The sequence below is a fragment of the Flavobacterium sp. HJJ genome (genome assembly GCF_015351475.1).
GTDB classification, from domain to species: Bacteria; Bacteroidota; Bacteroidia; order Flavobacteriales; family Flavobacteriaceae; genus Flavobacterium; species Flavobacterium marginilacus.
In genome coordinates, this window is record NZ_JADKPR010000039.1 from 1 (window position 1) to 15,154 (window position 15,154).

The 15,154-nt window shown below is 33.9% G+C and carries 13 protein-coding genes and 1 riboswitch; of the genes, 9 read left to right on the forward strand and 4 right to left on the reverse strand.

The annotated features are described in order from the left end of the window. Nucleotides 1-57: 57 nt before the first annotated feature. Together IRZ80_RS19875 and IRZ80_RS19880 are read right to left on the reverse strand one after the other, a co-directional pair. Complete coding sequence (locus IRZ80_RS19875) at nt 58-2,106, reverse strand: M16 family metallopeptidase (RefSeq protein ID WP_228520969.1); 2,049 nt, start codon at nt 2,104-2,106, stop codon at nt 58-60. 13 nt (nt 2,107-2,119) lie between these two features. Further along, entirely contained in the window at nt 2,120-3,445 is a 1,326-nt protein-coding gene (locus tag IRZ80_RS19880; protein WP_194643951.1) for a M16 family metallopeptidase, read from the reverse strand. Nucleotides 3,446-3,700: 255 nt separating this feature from the next. Here IRZ80_RS19880 and rplU point away from each other — a divergent pair, with 255 nt between their 5' ends. From rplU to IRZ80_RS19895, 3 genes are all read left to right on the forward strand, one after another. Beyond that, nucleotides 3,701-4,138, forward strand: a complete 438-nt coding sequence (gene rplU / locus IRZ80_RS19885) for a 50S ribosomal protein L21 (RefSeq protein ID WP_194643953.1) — start codon at nt 3,701-3,703, stop codon at nt 4,136-4,138. 22 nt (nt 4,139-4,160) lie between these two features. Further along, nucleotides 4,161-4,421, forward strand: coding sequence for a 50S ribosomal protein L27 (gene rpmA, locus IRZ80_RS19890; protein WP_035634391.1), 261 nt, complete (start codon nt 4,161-4,163; stop codon nt 4,419-4,421). Between the two features lie 786 nt (nt 4,422-5,207). Continuing rightward, the gene (locus tag IRZ80_RS19895; protein ID WP_194643955.1) at nt 5,208-5,639 is read left to right on the forward strand and encodes a hypothetical protein; all 432 of its coding nucleotides are present in this window, start codon (nt 5,208-5,210) and stop codon (nt 5,637-5,639) included. 157 nt (nt 5,640-5,796) lie between these two features. Here the strand turns inward: IRZ80_RS19895 and ahcY are convergent, their stop codons facing one another. Then, the gene (gene ahcY, locus IRZ80_RS19900) at nt 5,797-7,113 is read right to left on the reverse strand and encodes an adenosylhomocysteinase (RefSeq protein WP_194643957.1); all 1,317 of its coding nucleotides are present in this window, start codon (nt 7,111-7,113) and stop codon (nt 5,797-5,799) included. Between the two features lie 272 nt (nt 7,114-7,385). On the opposite strand from ahcY, the gene IRZ80_RS19905 reads away from it, so the two are divergent. The 6 genes from IRZ80_RS19905 (at nt 7,386) to IRZ80_RS19930 (ending at nt 14,512) form a co-directional block, all read left to right on the forward strand. Next, entirely contained in the window at nt 7,386-8,021 is a 636-nt protein-coding gene (locus IRZ80_RS19905; RefSeq protein ID WP_194643959.1) for a 4'-phosphopantetheinyl transferase family protein, read from the forward strand. A 53-nt stretch (nt 8,022-8,074) separates the two neighbouring features. Next, nucleotides 8,075-8,788, forward strand: coding sequence for a geranylgeranylglyceryl/heptaprenylglyceryl phosphate synthase (locus IRZ80_RS19910; protein WP_194643961.1), 714 nt, complete (start codon nt 8,075-8,077; stop codon nt 8,786-8,788). A gap of 11 nt (nt 8,789-8,799) precedes the next feature. Next, nucleotides 8,800-9,432 (forward strand): nicotinamide riboside transporter PnuC, encoded by a 633-nt coding sequence (pnuC, locus tag IRZ80_RS19915; protein ID WP_194643963.1) that lies wholly within the window; start codon nt 8,800-8,802, stop codon nt 9,430-9,432. Further along, nucleotides 9,384-11,510, forward strand: a complete 2,127-nt coding sequence (locus IRZ80_RS19920; protein ID WP_194643966.1) for a DUF4301 family protein — start codon at nt 9,384-9,386, stop codon at nt 11,508-11,510. Before pnuC ends, IRZ80_RS19920 begins: the two co-directional genes overlap by 49 nt. Further along, complete coding sequence (gene arfB, locus IRZ80_RS19925) at nt 11,511-11,915, forward strand: alternative ribosome rescue aminoacyl-tRNA hydrolase ArfB (protein ID WP_194643968.1); 405 nt, start codon at nt 11,511-11,513, stop codon at nt 11,913-11,915. Nucleotides 11,916-12,007: 92 nt separating this feature from the next. Further along, nucleotides 12,008-12,101: riboswitch (TPP riboswitch) on the forward strand. 89 nt (nt 12,102-12,190) lie between these two features. Then, nucleotides 12,191-14,512, forward strand: a complete 2,322-nt coding sequence (locus IRZ80_RS19930; RefSeq protein ID WP_194643970.1) for a TonB-dependent receptor domain-containing protein — start codon at nt 12,191-12,193, stop codon at nt 14,510-14,512. Between the two features lie 90 nt (nt 14,513-14,602). Here IRZ80_RS19930 and IRZ80_RS19935 read toward each other — a convergent pair whose 3' ends face one another. Further along, the gene (locus tag IRZ80_RS19935) at nt 14,603-15,022 is read right to left on the reverse strand and encodes a hypothetical protein (protein ID WP_194643972.1); all 420 of its coding nucleotides are present in this window, start codon (nt 15,020-15,022) and stop codon (nt 14,603-14,605) included. Nucleotides 15,023-15,154 lie beyond the last annotated feature (132 nt).

A 15,154-nucleotide genomic window follows, 5' to 3' on the forward strand; every position in this document is an offset into this window, starting at 1 on the left:
TTTAAATAAAAAAGACTGCCGATTAAAGCAGTCTTTGTTTTTTTTGAATGTATAAGACTATTGAAAGTCAGTGTCTTTTACTCCTTCGTTTATTGTAACTTCAGATATTTTGATGTTTAATTCTATACCTACGTTTTGAATAATATTGAATGGCACTTTTACGCTTTTCACTTCTCTGTAATCTCCAAAATTTGTAGTCACTGTCATTTTTTGGCCTCCTTGTTCTAGGTTTTTGGTTTCGGCAAGTTTTAATCCTGTTTTGGTGTCGTAGAAGTATGTTGTTTTGTTGCTTTTGATAGCAAAAGCATCACTTCCATTGATATTTTCAATTCTGTCGATGATAAGAGCCGGATTTTTTAATAAAAGCACTTCTTCAAACGGTGTTGCAGATGCTTTCATTTCGGCTAATTCTGCTCCTTCAAAATCCTTGCGCTGTCCTTGCTGAATAGCGTAAGCTCCTTTTTGATTAACGACCTGTTTCATTATGCTCATAGGTCCCATTGCGATTTCTATTAATGAGTTTCCTTTGATGTCTGTTTTTGAAGTGAAAGTTAAAGGAGATGGGGCCTGCGGTACAGAAGTTGTTCCGCTTACAGCAATAGATTTTACAGCAGCTACTGCTTTTTCTCCCCCAATTGCTTTTATGTAGTTTTCAAATACATTTTTAGCTGTAATTCCTGCTGGAATTTCTTTTTTCAACACAGGTTTTTCTAAAGGATTAGCATATTTGTCAAAATAAAACATTGGAATCTTTAATTTTTCCAAACCTGGTCCTATTTCAGATGCCTTTCCGGCAATAACTATTCGGATATTGTCTATTAAGAAATATTTGTTGGCAACACGCAGTATGTCATCAGCGGTTACTGCATTTATGGTCTGTATGTATTTTTCGTAGAAATCGGCTGGAAGTTTTTCGGTTTCAATGTTTAATGCATATCTGGCTACTGCCTGCGGTTTTTCGACCTGCATCACAAAACGTCCAATGTAGCCTGCTTTTACAGTAGCAAGTACTTCTTCGGTTACTTTTTCGGTTCTTATTCTTTTTATTTCTTTGACAAATTCTACTACGGCACTATCGGTAACGGAGTTTCTTACAGCTGATTTTGCAAAGAATTTATTAGTGTATTTTCCTGCTCCGACATTTGATCTTGCGCCATAGGTCCAAGCATGTTTTTCGCGTAGATTCATATTCAGATAACTGTTGAAGTCACCTCCTAGAATCTGATTGGCAATAACTGCAGGGAAAAAATCTGGATCTCCCATTTTTAAGTTTACAGTATTTACAAGTGTAATTTCAGACTGAACAGCATTTGGAACGTCAACTAAGTTGATTTGCAGATTAGAAACATTTACTGGAATATCGTAGGATGTTTTTGGTGCGCTTTTTTTCGGCCATTTGCCAAATAGTTTTTCTACCGCCTCTTTTACATTTTTATATTTGATGTCACCAATAACTACTAAATAAGCGTTCTCTGGAACAAAGTAATTGCTGTAATTGGTTTCAATGTCTGCGAGAGTAATATTGTTTAATGTTGCTTCTGTAACAAATTCACCAGAAGGATGAGTTTTGCCGTAAGCTAAAGCATCTACCACACGATTAGCAATTGCTGGAACGCTTTTTTCTTCGGCTTTCATGCCTTCAATCATTTTGGCTTTTTCTTTGTCAAATTCTTCTTGGGTGAAATTTGGATTTAAAGCACCTTCAGCCATTAGTTCTAAAACTCTTCCGCTGTATTTAGAAAGAGAATTGGCAGTAGCTCCCTGTGAACTGAAATTAATGTCAGCTCCAAGAAAGTCTATTTCTTCATTGAAAGCAGTTTTTGATGTTTTTTTACTTCCATTACCTATTAAGTTACTCGTCAATTCATCGACTCCTTTTTTATTTCCTTCTGCAAATGGTGCATTATCCAGTGTAAGGTTGAAAGAAACCCTTGGCAGTTTATGGTTTTCAACTACCAATACTTTCATGCCGTTTGCTAAAACAAAGGTTTGTGGTTTTTTGATATTAATTGTAGGTGATTTTCCGGGTTTGGGTTGCGTGCGGTCTTGTGCTTGCATGATTCCTGTTAAAAATAGAAGGATGAATAGTATACTTGTTTTTTTCATGATGTTGGTTTCTTTAGTTAAGAGGTTTTGCTTTGGCTGGTACATAATCTAAAAGTAAACGCTGGTTTGGATTTAGGTATTTTTTAGCAACCTCTCTTATTTCTTCACGTGTAATAGAATGGTATAATTCGATTTCTGTGTTGATTAGATTTACATCTTTGTACAGCAGATAGAAGGATGCTAGATTGTTAGCAATTCCTTCAATAGTAGAATTAGCGTTTACGAAGCTGTTATCAAACTTGTTCTGTAATTTTTGATAGTCATTTTCGGAAATTAATTCAGTTTGTATTTTTACAATTTCTTCGTCTATCTCTTTAAGAATATCTGTTGTTGTGAAAGTTCCCATTGGCAGGCCATATAATATGTACATACCGTAATCTTCCTGACTGAAACCAACTGCGCCAATCTGCAGTGCCATTTTTTTGTCATCAACTACTTTTTTGTAAAGTTTGGAACTTTTTCCGTCACTTAGATAAGATGAAATCAAATCCAAAACTCTTGCGTCCCTGCTTTTCATTGAAGGAGTGCGGTAGCTGGCTACTAACATTGGGATCTGAATATTAGGGTCTTCGTAAGTAGCTTTGATAGTCTGCGTTATTGGTTCTTCGGTATAGATTTTTTTAGGAGTTACTTCGCCTTTGGCAATTGGTCCAAAGTATTTTTGAATCCATTCCTTTGCCTGGTTTTTTTCGAAATCACCAGCTACTACCAATACAGCATTGTTTGGCAGGTAAAACTTTTTGTTGAATGCTTGAAATTCTTCAAGAGTAGCAGCATCCAAATCTTTCATTGAACCAATAGTTGTCCAGCGGTACGGATGATTTTTAAACATGTTTTCTTTTACGGCCGCCAGAATGTTCCCGTAAGGTCTGTTGTCGTAACTTGTTCTTTTTTCTTCTTTTACCACTTCGTTTTGAGTGTCAACTCCAATTTTATTAATAATAGGATGCATCAATCTTTCGGATTCCATCCAAAGTCCCAATTCCAAATTGTTTGATGGGAATATTTCATAATAATAAGTTCTGTCATCGGTGGTGTTGGCGTTATTGGTGCCTCCATTTGAAGTTACAATTTTGAACCATTCGCCTCTTTTAATGTTTTCGGTTCCTTCAAATAATAGATGTTCAAAAAAGTGGGCAAAACCAGTACGGTCCGGTTTTTCATCTTTGGCGCCTACATGATACATAACAGACGTAATTACAACAGGGGCAGAGTTGTCGTGATGTAATATAACGTGTAATCCGTTATCTAAATCGTATTCTTCAAAAGCTACTTTTTGAGCCGAAGCTACTCCTCCTAACATTAATGCAGCGCTTAATATCATTATTGATTTTTTCATAAAGATTAATAATTTGATTATATAGGTATTGGTTTTATGGATTTGTTACACAAAAGTACTTTTTTTATTGGACAGAAAGTAAGTAAATACAGTATTAAGAATTTATTAACGCTCTTTTATTTTTTGGCTGTAAGTGTTTCAAAAAGAGGCTGAAACAGGTTTTGAAAATCAATTAAATATTTTTTTATCAAAGGATTGCAGGGTAAATATTTAATTGTATATTTGCATCCTTAAAAATTATTAAAACAATTCAGTATGTATGCAATCGTAGAGATAGCAGGGCAACAGTTTAAAGTTAGCAAAGACCTAAAGGTTTACGTTCACCGTTTGGCAAATGAAGAAGGATCAAAAGTTTCTTTTGATAAAGTTTATTTGGTAGATGATAACGGATCAATCACAATAGGCGCCCCAGCTATAGAAGGTGCTTCAGTAGAAGCTAAAGTGTTACAACACTTAAAAGGTGATAAAGTTATCGTTTTCAAAAAGAAAAGAAGAAAAGGATTCAAAAAAAGAAACGGTCACAGACAATATCTTACTCAAATTGTAATTGAAGGTATTACTGCAGGAGGAACAGTTAAAAAAGCAGCAGCTCCAAAAAAAGCAGCAGTTGAATCTTCAACAGAAGAAACTGAAGTAGCAGCTCCTAAAGTGAAAAAAGCTCCTAAAGCTAAAAAAGAAGATACACAAGAATAATAACAAAATAAACTAATACGTCATGGCTCACAAGAAAGGTGTCGGTAGTTCGAAGAATGGTAGAGAATCAGAATCAAAACGTTTAGGCGTTAAGATTTTTGGTGGTCAGGCTGCTATTGCTGGGAACATCATCGTTAGACAAAGAGGCTCAAAACACAATCCAGGTGAAAACGTTTACATAAGTAAGGATCATACTTTACATGCAAAAGTTGATGGAGTTGTTGTTTTCCAAAAGAAAAGAGATAACAAATCTTATGTTTCTATACTTCCATTCGAAGCATAATCATAAAGATTTCTCATTATACAAAACCCGTCTCGTTAATAATACGAGACGGGTTTTTGTTTGTTTTGTCTCGTTCTAAAAAAAGTTGACTATAATTACTTTAATTATGTCACTATCAAGTAAAGAATTCAAAAAAAGGCTTCCCTGTAGAAACTTATAGTGAGTTATTTAAAAAGCAAGTAGTAAAAGAGTTTGAATTGGGATTATTTACTAAAACAGAACTCCGTAGGCGTTACACGATTAAGAGTCATAGTTGTATTGATATTTGAAAAGGTATGTCTAAAGGAAAAAATATCATAATGCTGCAAGAGTTCTAATTATGTAAAGCTTCGTTAATTTGTTAAAACAGGAATTGTGAATTCCTTATCAGTAATCCAAGTGAAAAAGAAGAAAATACTTATTTTATAGTTTTGAATTTTAGCTCTTATGTAGAGATTTTTACATGATTTTGATGTGATATTTCTGATTCAGAATAAAATAGGTAAGTGAATTATTTATAATTTTTATGTTAAAATTTTTAGATTATATTATTTTTAGTTTTTATTTGTGATAATATGATAATTTAAGTGATTTTTTTTCTCGTTTTTAGGATTGAATTTAACAGTTTAAAATAAAAATACTACTATTTTATTTTATCCAAAACGAATGAATAAACTGATTATTTTGTGAAATGTTTTTGTTTGGTCTAGTATACTTGTTTATTAGTCTTATTAGTGTTAAAGTTAAAGGGCTTGCTTAAGATTTAGGATGTCTTTTTTTTAACTTTAAGTATAAAAATATAAGATTATGAAAGCATTTCACCTGATTTTTTTGTACTCTGCTTCCTTAATTTCTCAAGTAGATGTTAAGCAGGATAAATTGGCGCATTTTGGCGCAGGAGCATTAGTGTCTGTATTGGCATATGGACCGATTCATAAATTAACAAAGAGTGCTCCAAAGGCACTTCTTTATTCGACTGCTTGTGCTGTTTTAGTGGGAGCAATGAAAGAGGCTTATGACCTGAAATATGGTAAGACTGATTTTAATGGTGCAGATTTGGCTATGACAGCATTTGGAGGGTTTACGGCAAGCTCGGTCATTACAATATCTGTTACAAATAAAAGCAAGCGTAAGCAGTTAGAAAAAATTGAAAAATTAAAAAAAGAAGAGCAATTACTGCCAAAAGAAATTCCTGTTACAGCTACGATAACAGATGTGGGTTTGAATCTGAATGACTGATGCTGGATGTACTGACAGATTTGGTATGTTATCTTTTATTACGGATCATTCGATGCTTTTGAAGTAGATAATATCATTAAAAACCCTTGCAATCTGATAATGAATCAGTTTACAAGGGTTTTTTAATGATATTTTAGATCTTACAATCTATACTTATTTAGTATCTATAATATTCTGGTTTGAATGGACCTTGAACTTCAACACCAATGTAAGCAGCTTGATCTTCTCTTAGAACTTCAAGTTCAACACCTAATTTAGCTAAGTGTAAAGCAGCCACTTTTTCATCTAAATGTTTTGGTAACATGTAAACTTCATTTTTGTAAGCTACACTGTTATTCCACAATTCGATCTGGGCCAAAGTCTGGTTTGTAAATGAGTTACTCATTACAAAACTTGGGTGGCCTGTAGCACAGCCAAGGTTAACTAAACGGCCTTCAGCCAAGATGATGATATCTTTTCCGTTGATGTTGTATTTGTCAACCTGTGGTTTGATTTCGATTTTAGATGCACCGTGGTTTTTGTTTAACCATGCCATATCAATTTCATTATCGAAGTGACCGATGTTGCAGACAACAGTTTTGTCTTTCATTTGCTCGAAGTGCTCCCCAAGAACGATATCTTTGTTTCCTGTAGTTGTAATGATGATGTCTGCATTAGCAATTACAGTACTTAATTTTTTAACTTCATAACCGTCCATTGCGGCCTGTAACGCACAGATTGGATCGATTTCAGTAACTGTTACAATAGAACCAGCACCTCTGAAAGAAGCAGCAGTTCCTTTTCCAACGTCACCGTATCCGCAGACAACAACTCTTTTTCCAGCTAACATCAAATCAGTTGCACGGCGTACTGCATCTACAGCAGATTCTTTACAGCCGTATTTGTTATCAAATTTGGATTTAGTAACAGAATCGTTAATGTTTATTGCAGGCATTGGAAGAGTTCCCGCTTTTACTCTTTCGTACAATCTGTGTACTCCAGTAGTAGTTTCTTCAGACAATCCTTTGATTCCAGGGACTAATTCTGGGTAACGGTCAATAACCATGTTAGTTAAATCGCCACCATCGTCAAGAATCATGTTCAATGGTTTTCTGTCTTCTCCAAAGAATAAAGTCTGCTCAATACACCAGTCAAATGATTCTTCGTCAAGACCTTTCCATGCGTAAACTGAGATTCCAGCAGCAGCAATTGCAGCAGCAGCCTGATCCTGAGTAGAGAAAATGTTGCAGGAAGACCAAGTAACTTCAGCACCAAGAGCAATTAAAGTTTCAATCAAAACAGCAGTTTGGATAGTCATGTGCAGACATCCAGCGATACGAGCACCTTTAAGCGGCTGTTCATCTTTGTATTCAGCGCGAAGTGCCATTAAACCTGGCATTTCAGCCTCAGCTAGTTCAATTTCTTTTCTTCCCCAAGCTGCTAGAGAAATGTCTTTTACTTTGAAAGCCACATATGGCGTAGTCGTTGTACTCATTTTTTTATAGTATATTTGTATAATTACTTCGTCCGTTCGCTTTTTCAGGCTCGGGATTGAAATTTTTGCAAATTTACATAATAACTTATTATTTAAAAAGCGTTCGGGAATATTTATGATTTGTTTAATCCCGTAATCGAAAGTATTTCAGATTGTAGATTAGCGATTTAGGATTTTTGATTTAAGAAAAATAAAACAAAATGGAATTTCTTAAATGGTATCAGAACTCTAAATCTGAAATCTGAAATCACTATATAAAATCTAAAATCACAATGCCTTTATTTAAAACTATAAACGTCAATCCGACAACACAAATCCTGATTTGGAAAGTAACCGAATCCTTTGATGAGCTATTTCAAAAGGTAGTTTTGAAAGAAAAAACACAGCTCAGATTAAACGGAATGAAATCCGAATTGCATCAGCGTGCTTTTTTGAGTGTGCGAATGCTGATACAAGAAGCTGGAATTAGTGACTTTGATCTGCATTATGATGAATTTGGTAAACCTTATTTAGATGATGGCCGTTATATTTCGATTACCCATTCTCACAATTTTGCCGCAGTTATTGTCAGTGAAGAAACCGTGGGAATTGACATGGAGTTACAGCGTGAGAAAATAATCCGTATTGCAGATAAATTTGTAAACGAAAAAGAATTGAAGCGTTTGCAAAGTTTTGATACGCTAGATTACATTAAAAAACTCACGGTTAAATGGGGTGCCAAAGAAGCAATTTTCAAAATCAGAAACGAAAAAGGAATCAGTTTTAAGGATCATATTCAGGTGGCGTCATTTTCTTTAGCAGAAAATAAAACCCATGCCTGTCTTTTTTTTGATGATTTGGAAAAAATGTTCGAAGTAAATTATCTGGAAGTAGAAAACTTTATTTTGGTTTATGCTTTCGAAAAATAGTTTTTAATCTTTGTACCTCTTTACGCTAACTTTGCGCATCTCTTTGAATTTCTATGGCTATATATAAACAAATTCTTCAATCAAAAGAAGCTAATCAGAAGCTGCTTGCCATTCTTCTGGATCCCGATAAAATTATTTGGGCAAGTTTGGACAGTTTAATCGAAAAAATCAAGCAGTCACCAGCAACCCATGTTTTTATTGGCGGAAGCCATGTTCAGAATAATATTCTGGATGATTTGATCAAAGCTTTAAAACAAAAGATAAGTCTGCCTGTTGTTCTTTTTCCGGGAAATCCGTCCCAAATTTCAGATAAGGCCGACGCAATTTTGTTTTTATCTTTGATTTCAGGGCGAAACCCTGATTATTTGATAGGTCATCAAGTGGATGCAGCGCCAATTTTAAAGAAAACAAAACTTGAAATTATCTCGACGGGTTATATGCTGATTGAGAGCGGAGGTGAAACAGCCGTAGAACGTATTAGTAAAACCAAACCATTAGAAAGACTAAAGCTGGATTTAGCTGTTGCTACTGCTCAGGCGGGAGAGATGTTAGGAAATAAGCTGATTTATCTCGAAGGCGGAAGCGGTGCAAAGCAGGCTGTTCCATTAGAAATGATTCAAAAAGTTGCTCAAAATATTGAAATCCCCCTTATTGTTGGCGGCGGAATTACAAATTTGCAGGGTATTCAAAACGCATACGAATCGGGTGCCGATTTAGTTGTTATTGGAACAGCGTTTGAAAATGATTCCGATTTTTTTAATACATAACTTGAAATAAAATGTTTGATTATTTTTTTGCCCAATATAAAGATTATCCAATTCACGAAGTGTATTTAGAACTTATTGCTGTTTTTTTTGGGCTGTGCAGTGTCTGGTATGCTAAGAAAGATAATGTTTGGGTTTTTCCAACAGGGTTAATCAGTACGTTTATATATGCTTATTTACTTTGGCAATGGAGTCTGTTGGGAGATTCTATGATAAATGTTTATTATTTTATAATGAGCATTTATGGATGGTATCACTGGACACGAAAAAAAGGCGATATCGATGAATTTCCAATTTCTACGACGAACGGTAAAGAGAGGGGGATTGCAGTGATTATTTTTGCATTAACTCTTGTTTTTGTAGTTGCTGTATATCTTTATTTTAATAAATTTACCACTTGGTATTCCTATTTGGACACCATATTGACTGCAATTTTCTTTGTTGGAATGTGGTTAATGGCTAAAAGAAAAATTGAAAACTGGCTTTTTTGGATTGTAGGAGATTTACTTTCTATTCCGCTTTATTTTGCAAAAGGTTATACTTTTACCAGTTTTCAATATACAGTATTCACAATTATTGCCGTGTACGGTTATTTAGAATGGAAGAAAATCTTAAACAGCTCGCAAAATCCGGAGTTACACCAATAATAAAAATTGCTATTTTTGGACCAGAGTCTACTGGAAAAACTACTTTGGCAACACAGCTTGCGGAGTATTATAAAACGGTTTGGGTTCCCGAATTTGCGCGCGATTATCTGCAGGAAAAATTAGACAGCGGCCGTGGAATCTGTGATATTGACGATATGATGCCCATCGCTTATGGTCAGACAAAATTAGAAAATGAAAGCGCATTAATTGCTAATAGGTATCTTTTTTGTGACACTAATCTGTTAGTGACAAAGGTGTTTTCAGAGCTGTATTATAATTTTTGTGATTCATTATTGGATAAAGCGGCCCGTACCCATCAATATGATCTGTTTTTTTTGACAGATATCGATGTGCCTTGGGAGGACGATGGTCTGCGTGACAGTCCTGAGGGAAGAGAAAGTATTTTTGAAGTATTTAAACAGTCATTGATTGATAATAAAAAAACATTTATTACAATTTCTGGCGATAAAGAGACCCGCTTAAAGAAGGCTGTAGCCATTATAGAGCAATTAACTGCAGCTTTAGAGATGGGGTTCTCTTCTGCTGATTTTCTGCAGATTTACCAGCACGGCATTCCAATAGAAAATATAAAAAGACAGCTTTGTATTTTCAAGGAAGGTATGCAGAAAACGATATTGGTTAATCCAGCAACAATAAATCATGGAGTTTTAAAATTATCTGATGTTGAATTTGAGCAAAAAGCGGACTTTTTTGTCGCTAATAAATCAAGTCTCAAACTGCTGAAATTTGTTCCGGCTTCTGGAGCAGCAACAAGAATGTTTAAGTTCTTGAATACTTTTTTGAATGACTTTAAGTTAGGTCATGAAACGATTAATGCCTATATCAACAGAAAAAAAGATGCGGAATTATCCTTATTTATTGTAGGGATGGATAAGTTTCCTTTTTTTAAGGAAGTAGACGAAAAGCTGCGTGAAATATATCCCGATTTTAATAAACTGAAGAGTGATTATAAAAACTATTATTTCATAAAGATTCTTCTGTCACCTGAATATTTCAACTTTGCTAATAAACCCAAAGGAATTCTTCCGTTTCATAAATATCCTGCAAATATAGTTACTCCTATTGAAGAGCATTTGCATGAGTGTGCTTTTTATGCAACTTCAAATAATCATTCCAGTCTGCATTTAACGGTTTCTGAGAATCATCAGGAACAGTTTGAAGCTATTATTGAAAGGATTAAAGAAAAAATTGAAATTAAATCGAATTCAAAAATAGAAGTTAGTTTTTCCTTTCAAAAAAAAGAAACGGATACTATTGCTGTAGATTTAGACAATAAACCTTTTCGAGATGATAATGGAAAGCTGGTCTTTCGGCCTGGAGGACATGGTGCTTTGATAGAAAACTTAAATGCAATTGATGCGGATGTTGTTTTTGTTAAAAATATAGATAATGTAATCCAGAATGACATTCATCAAATTTCATTTTATAAAAAAAGCTTGGCAGGAGTCTTGTTAGAGCTGCAATTTCAGACTTTTGAATATTTGAAAGTATTGGATAGCGGTGATGTATCTGAAGAAATATTGAGCGGGATTTTGGTCTTTATTAAAGAAAAACTGAATATTGAATTGAATAATGATTTTTTTAAATTTAAACAAAAAAATCAAATTGGTAAATTAAAGGATCTGCTCAATAAGCCCATTCGTATTTGCGGTATGGTAAAAAATGAAGGAGAACCTGGCGGAGGTCCTTTTTGGGTAAGAAGTATTGACGGTAAGCAGACTCTGCAGATTGTTGAGAGTTCGCAGATTGATTTGAAAGACAGCAAACAATTGAAAATCTTTGGAGATTCTACGCATTTTAATCCTGTAGATTTGATTTGCGGATTGAAAAATTATCAAGGTCAAAAGTTCGATTTAAAACAGTTTATAGATCCAGAAAGCGGTTTTATTGTGCATAAGAATCATGCAGGAGTTGATTTAAAGTCGTATGAGCTTCCAGGTTTGTGGAATGGAGCTATGGCAAATTGGCTGACTGTTTTTGTAGAAGTGCCACTGTCGACTTTTAATCCTGTAAAAACGGTAAATGATTTATTGAAAAAAGCACATCAGCCTTTATAAATGGAAGTTCAAACTGCCCTTTTGGAGGTAAAATATAAAGCAGTAAGAAGCAGCGGTGCCGGAGGGCAGAACGTAAATAAAGTTTTGTCCAAGGTTGTGCTGACTTTTGATTTGCGTAATTCTTTGGCACTTTCTCAAGAAGAAAAGCTGGTTTTGGAAACCAATTTACAGCATCGGCTGACTTCAGATTTAATTCTGATTTTGAATTGCGATGAAGATCGCAGTCAGCTCAAAAATAAAGAGATCGTTACTAAACGATTTTTGGATATTTTAAAAAAAGGATTGTATGTGCCAAAAGTGCGAAAACCTGCCAAAATACCCAAAGCTGCCATCAGAAAAAGAATTAAAGACAAAAAGAATGTTTCTGAGATTAAACAATCACGTAAAAAACCGAATTTAGACTAAATATTCTTATTGGAATTTGATATTGAATTTTGCCATTGCCATTGATTTTTGTCATTGCTATTGATTTTTGCAATTTTTAATATTACTTTTGCAAAGTCTCAAAGGGGTGCTCCAAATAACGAGCTGAGATCATACCCAAAGAACCTGGGCAGGTAATGCTGCCAAGGGAATAAATGGCAAAAAAATAGTAATTGCACTATCTTTTGCCGTAGAAAAATCATTTATTAATTTAAACAAAAGAATAATTCCCCCTTTTATTCGTAAATCATTTACGGATGAAACATTTTACTCAATTACGAATTACGAATCATCAATTACGAAAATTTTCGAACATTTTAAGTTTTAGATCTTCGAAGATTTTATTTTCTTTTTTCTTTTTTCTTTTTTCTTTTTTCTCTTTTTCACAAGAAAAAAAGCAAGATACTTTAAAGATCAATCAGCTCGATGAAGTATTATTAAATGCAACCAGAGTAAAAGACAAATCTCCATTTCCTTTTACAAACATGACAAAAAAAGAATTGGAAAAGAATAATCTTGGACACGATTTGCCAATTTTATTAGATCAATTGCCATCGGTAGTTACAACTTCAGATGCTGGTGCCGGTGTTGGTTACACCAGTATTCGAGTTCGCGGAAGTGATGCGACACGTGTCAATGTCACTATCAATGGTATCCCTTATAATGATGCCGAGAGTCAAGGGACTTTTTTTGTAGATTTGCCGGACTTTGCTTCTTCGCTGGAAGATGTTCAATTACAACGTGGAGTAGGAACTTCGACTAATGGATCTGGTGCTTTTGGAGCTAGTTTGAATTTAAAAACAGTAAAGCCAGCAACCGAAGGATTTGCCACTATTTCTAATTCTTTTGGCTCATTTGGTACTAGAAAACATACTTTAAGTGTTGGTTCGGGTATAAAGAATGGGTTTTATGCCACAGGAAGATTATCCAAAATTGCAAGTGATGGTTATATTGATCGTGCTTCATCTGATTTGAAATCTTTTTATACTGAAGCAGGTTTTATAAGTGACAATACTTCTATAAAAGCAATTGTTTTTGGAGGAAAGGAAAAGACATACCAGTCTTGGTATGGAACCCCTGAAGCAGTTGTAAATGGTGATGTTGATGGAATTAATGCTTTTATTGCTCGAAATTACAGTTCAGAAAAGGAAGCTCATAATCTTTTAAATTCAGGTAGGACTTATAATTATTATACTTATGATAATCAAACTGATAATTATGAACAATATCATTATCAGATGCATTTTTCTCATAAATTCAATAATAATATATCGGCCACCATTTCTGGTAATTTTACACCAGGAAAAGGTTACTATGAGGAATTTAAAGCTGATGATAAAATCAAAAAATATTTCCCATTAAGTCCAAACGGAGATGATACAAGTGATGTGATTCGTAGAAAATGGGCCAAAAGTGATTTTTATGCATTTGTATATTCATTGAACTACAACAAAGACAAGTTTAGTTTTAATTTTGGCGGAGGATATAATAAATATGATGGATCTCATTTTGGAGAAATTCTTTGGAGTCAATTTGAAACACCTTTAGCTTATTCTACAAAATATTATGAAAGCAGTATATTAAAAGAAGATGTTAGTATTTATGCAAAAGGTGAATATCAATTTAGTGACAACTTTATTGGTTTTGCTGATATTCAGTTTAGAAATGTAAGTTTCGATTCTTCTGGGTTATCATCTAGTGTTGCTCCAATAAATGTAGATAAAAAATATTCTTTTTTTAATCCAAAAGCAGGTTTGACATATCTTTTGAATTCAAAAAACACAATTTATGCATCTGTAGCTGTTGGTAATCGTGAACCAAATGGAGATGATTTGACCAAAAATCCAACAGAACCGAAACCAGAACAGCTTATTGATTATGAAATGGGCTATAAAGTTAAATCTAAAAAAATGGCTGCATCTGTAAATTTTTACTATATGGATTATAACGATCAATTGGTTCTAACTGGGGAGTTAGATGATGTTGGAAATGGGGTTCGTCAAAATGTGCCAAAAAGTTACAGAACTGGTATAGAGCTTCAGATGAGTTACAAAATATTAGACCAAATAAGAATTGATGCAAATGCTGCTTTTAGTCAAAATAAAATCAAAGCTTTTGATTATTTAATTTACGATACGCAGTATGATCCGGATACTTATGAAACGGTTTCATACGCGCCAGTTATAACTCAATATAAAAACACAGATATTGCTTTTTCGCCAGAAACAATAGTAGGTGTTACCTTGATTTATTCACCAGTTAATAATTTAGATTTTGGATTTATATCCAAATATGTAGGGAAACAGTTTTTAGATAATACCTCGACAAATAGCCGAAGTATGGAGGCTTATTTTGTAAATAATCTATCTGTTTCTTATAAGCTAAAACCCAAATGGATTAACGAAATAGGTTTTAATTTGTTGGTAAATAATATTTTTGATGAAAAATATGTGTCAAACGGATATACTTATAGTTATTATTACAGACCCCAAGGTTCAGCCGATAATGCTATAACTGAGAATTTTTATTATCCACAGGCAGGAATTAATTGTTTGGCAGGAATAATACTGAAATTCTAATGCTTTGTAATATGGCTTTAAAAAAAAATCCTGAGAGTTAAAACTTTCAGGATTTTTGGTTTAAAGATGTGTCTGTTACGTGTGTAGGAATTAATTGTAAATCCGAATTTGGGTTTCGCTCACTATCTGCACTCGGTATTGTTTCATTGGATAAGTTACAGCTGTAGTTTGACCATTAAAAAGGTTATATTCTTTGCTGTCACACGCGCAAAGCGCATTGATTCCTTTGATGGTCATAGTAGAACAGCTGCTGATTTCCTGATTTGGACAGGCTGCATCAAATGCGTTATAACCAGTGCCGGTATTGAAAACGATTATACCCTTTGCACCCGCATTGGAATAATAGATGCCGTTGCCAGGGCTTTTAAGATTTGAATAGAGCGGTAAATTTAGGTTGAGATCTACAGAGAAGCTGTAATTCGGAATATAAGGGTTTTTGTTGGAGTTTTGATTGTCGCTGCATCCCAGAAAAAATAGAGATACAATAAGTAATAGAATGTATTTTTTCATTATTTAAAATTAAGTCGAAAGAATTTAGTTAAACAAATTTAATTTATTTAACTTTGAAATTGTTATGATTAACATATTATTGTAAACTAAAAATAAAAATATAGTATCTTTGTGAAAAGAAATCCCGTCCCG

Coding starts and splice junctions, on each gene's coding strand:
- IRZ80_RS19875 (WP_228520969.1), bottom strand. CDS start 2,106: ATGAAAAAAACAAGTATACTATTCATCCTTCTATTTTTAACAGGAATC.
- IRZ80_RS19880 (WP_194643951.1), bottom strand. CDS start 3,445: ATGAAAAAATCAATAATGATATTAAGCGCTGCATTAATGTTAGGAGGA.
- rplU (WP_194643953.1), top strand. CDS start 3,701: ATGTATGCAATCGTAGAGATAGCAGGGCAACAGTTTAAAGTTAGCAAA.
- rpmA (WP_035634391.1), top strand. CDS start 4,161: ATGGCTCACAAGAAAGGTGTCGGTAGTTCGAAGAATGGTAGAGAATCA.
- IRZ80_RS19895 (WP_194643955.1), top strand. CDS start 5,208: ATGAAAGCATTTCACCTGATTTTTTTGTACTCTGCTTCCTTAATTTCT.
- ahcY (WP_194643957.1), bottom strand. CDS start 7,113: ATGAGTACAACGACTACGCCATATGTGGCTTTCAAAGTAAAAGACATT.
- IRZ80_RS19905 (WP_194643959.1), top strand. CDS start 7,386: ATGCCTTTATTTAAAACTATAAACGTCAATCCGACAACACAAATCCTG.
- IRZ80_RS19910 (WP_194643961.1), top strand. CDS start 8,075: ATGGCTATATATAAACAAATTCTTCAATCAAAAGAAGCTAATCAGAAG.
- pnuC (WP_194643963.1), top strand. CDS start 8,800: ATGTTTGATTATTTTTTTGCCCAATATAAAGATTATCCAATTCACGAA.
- IRZ80_RS19920 (WP_194643966.1), top strand. CDS start 9,384: ATGGAAGAAAATCTTAAACAGCTCGCAAAATCCGGAGTTACACCAATA.
- arfB (WP_194643968.1), top strand. CDS start 11,511: ATGGAAGTTCAAACTGCCCTTTTGGAGGTAAAATATAAAGCAGTAAGA.
- IRZ80_RS19930 (WP_194643970.1), top strand. CDS start 12,191: ATGAAACATTTTACTCAATTACGAATTACGAATCATCAATTACGAAAA.
- IRZ80_RS19935 (WP_194643972.1), bottom strand. CDS start 15,022: ATGAAAAAATACATTCTATTACTTATTGTATCTCTATTTTTTCTGGGA.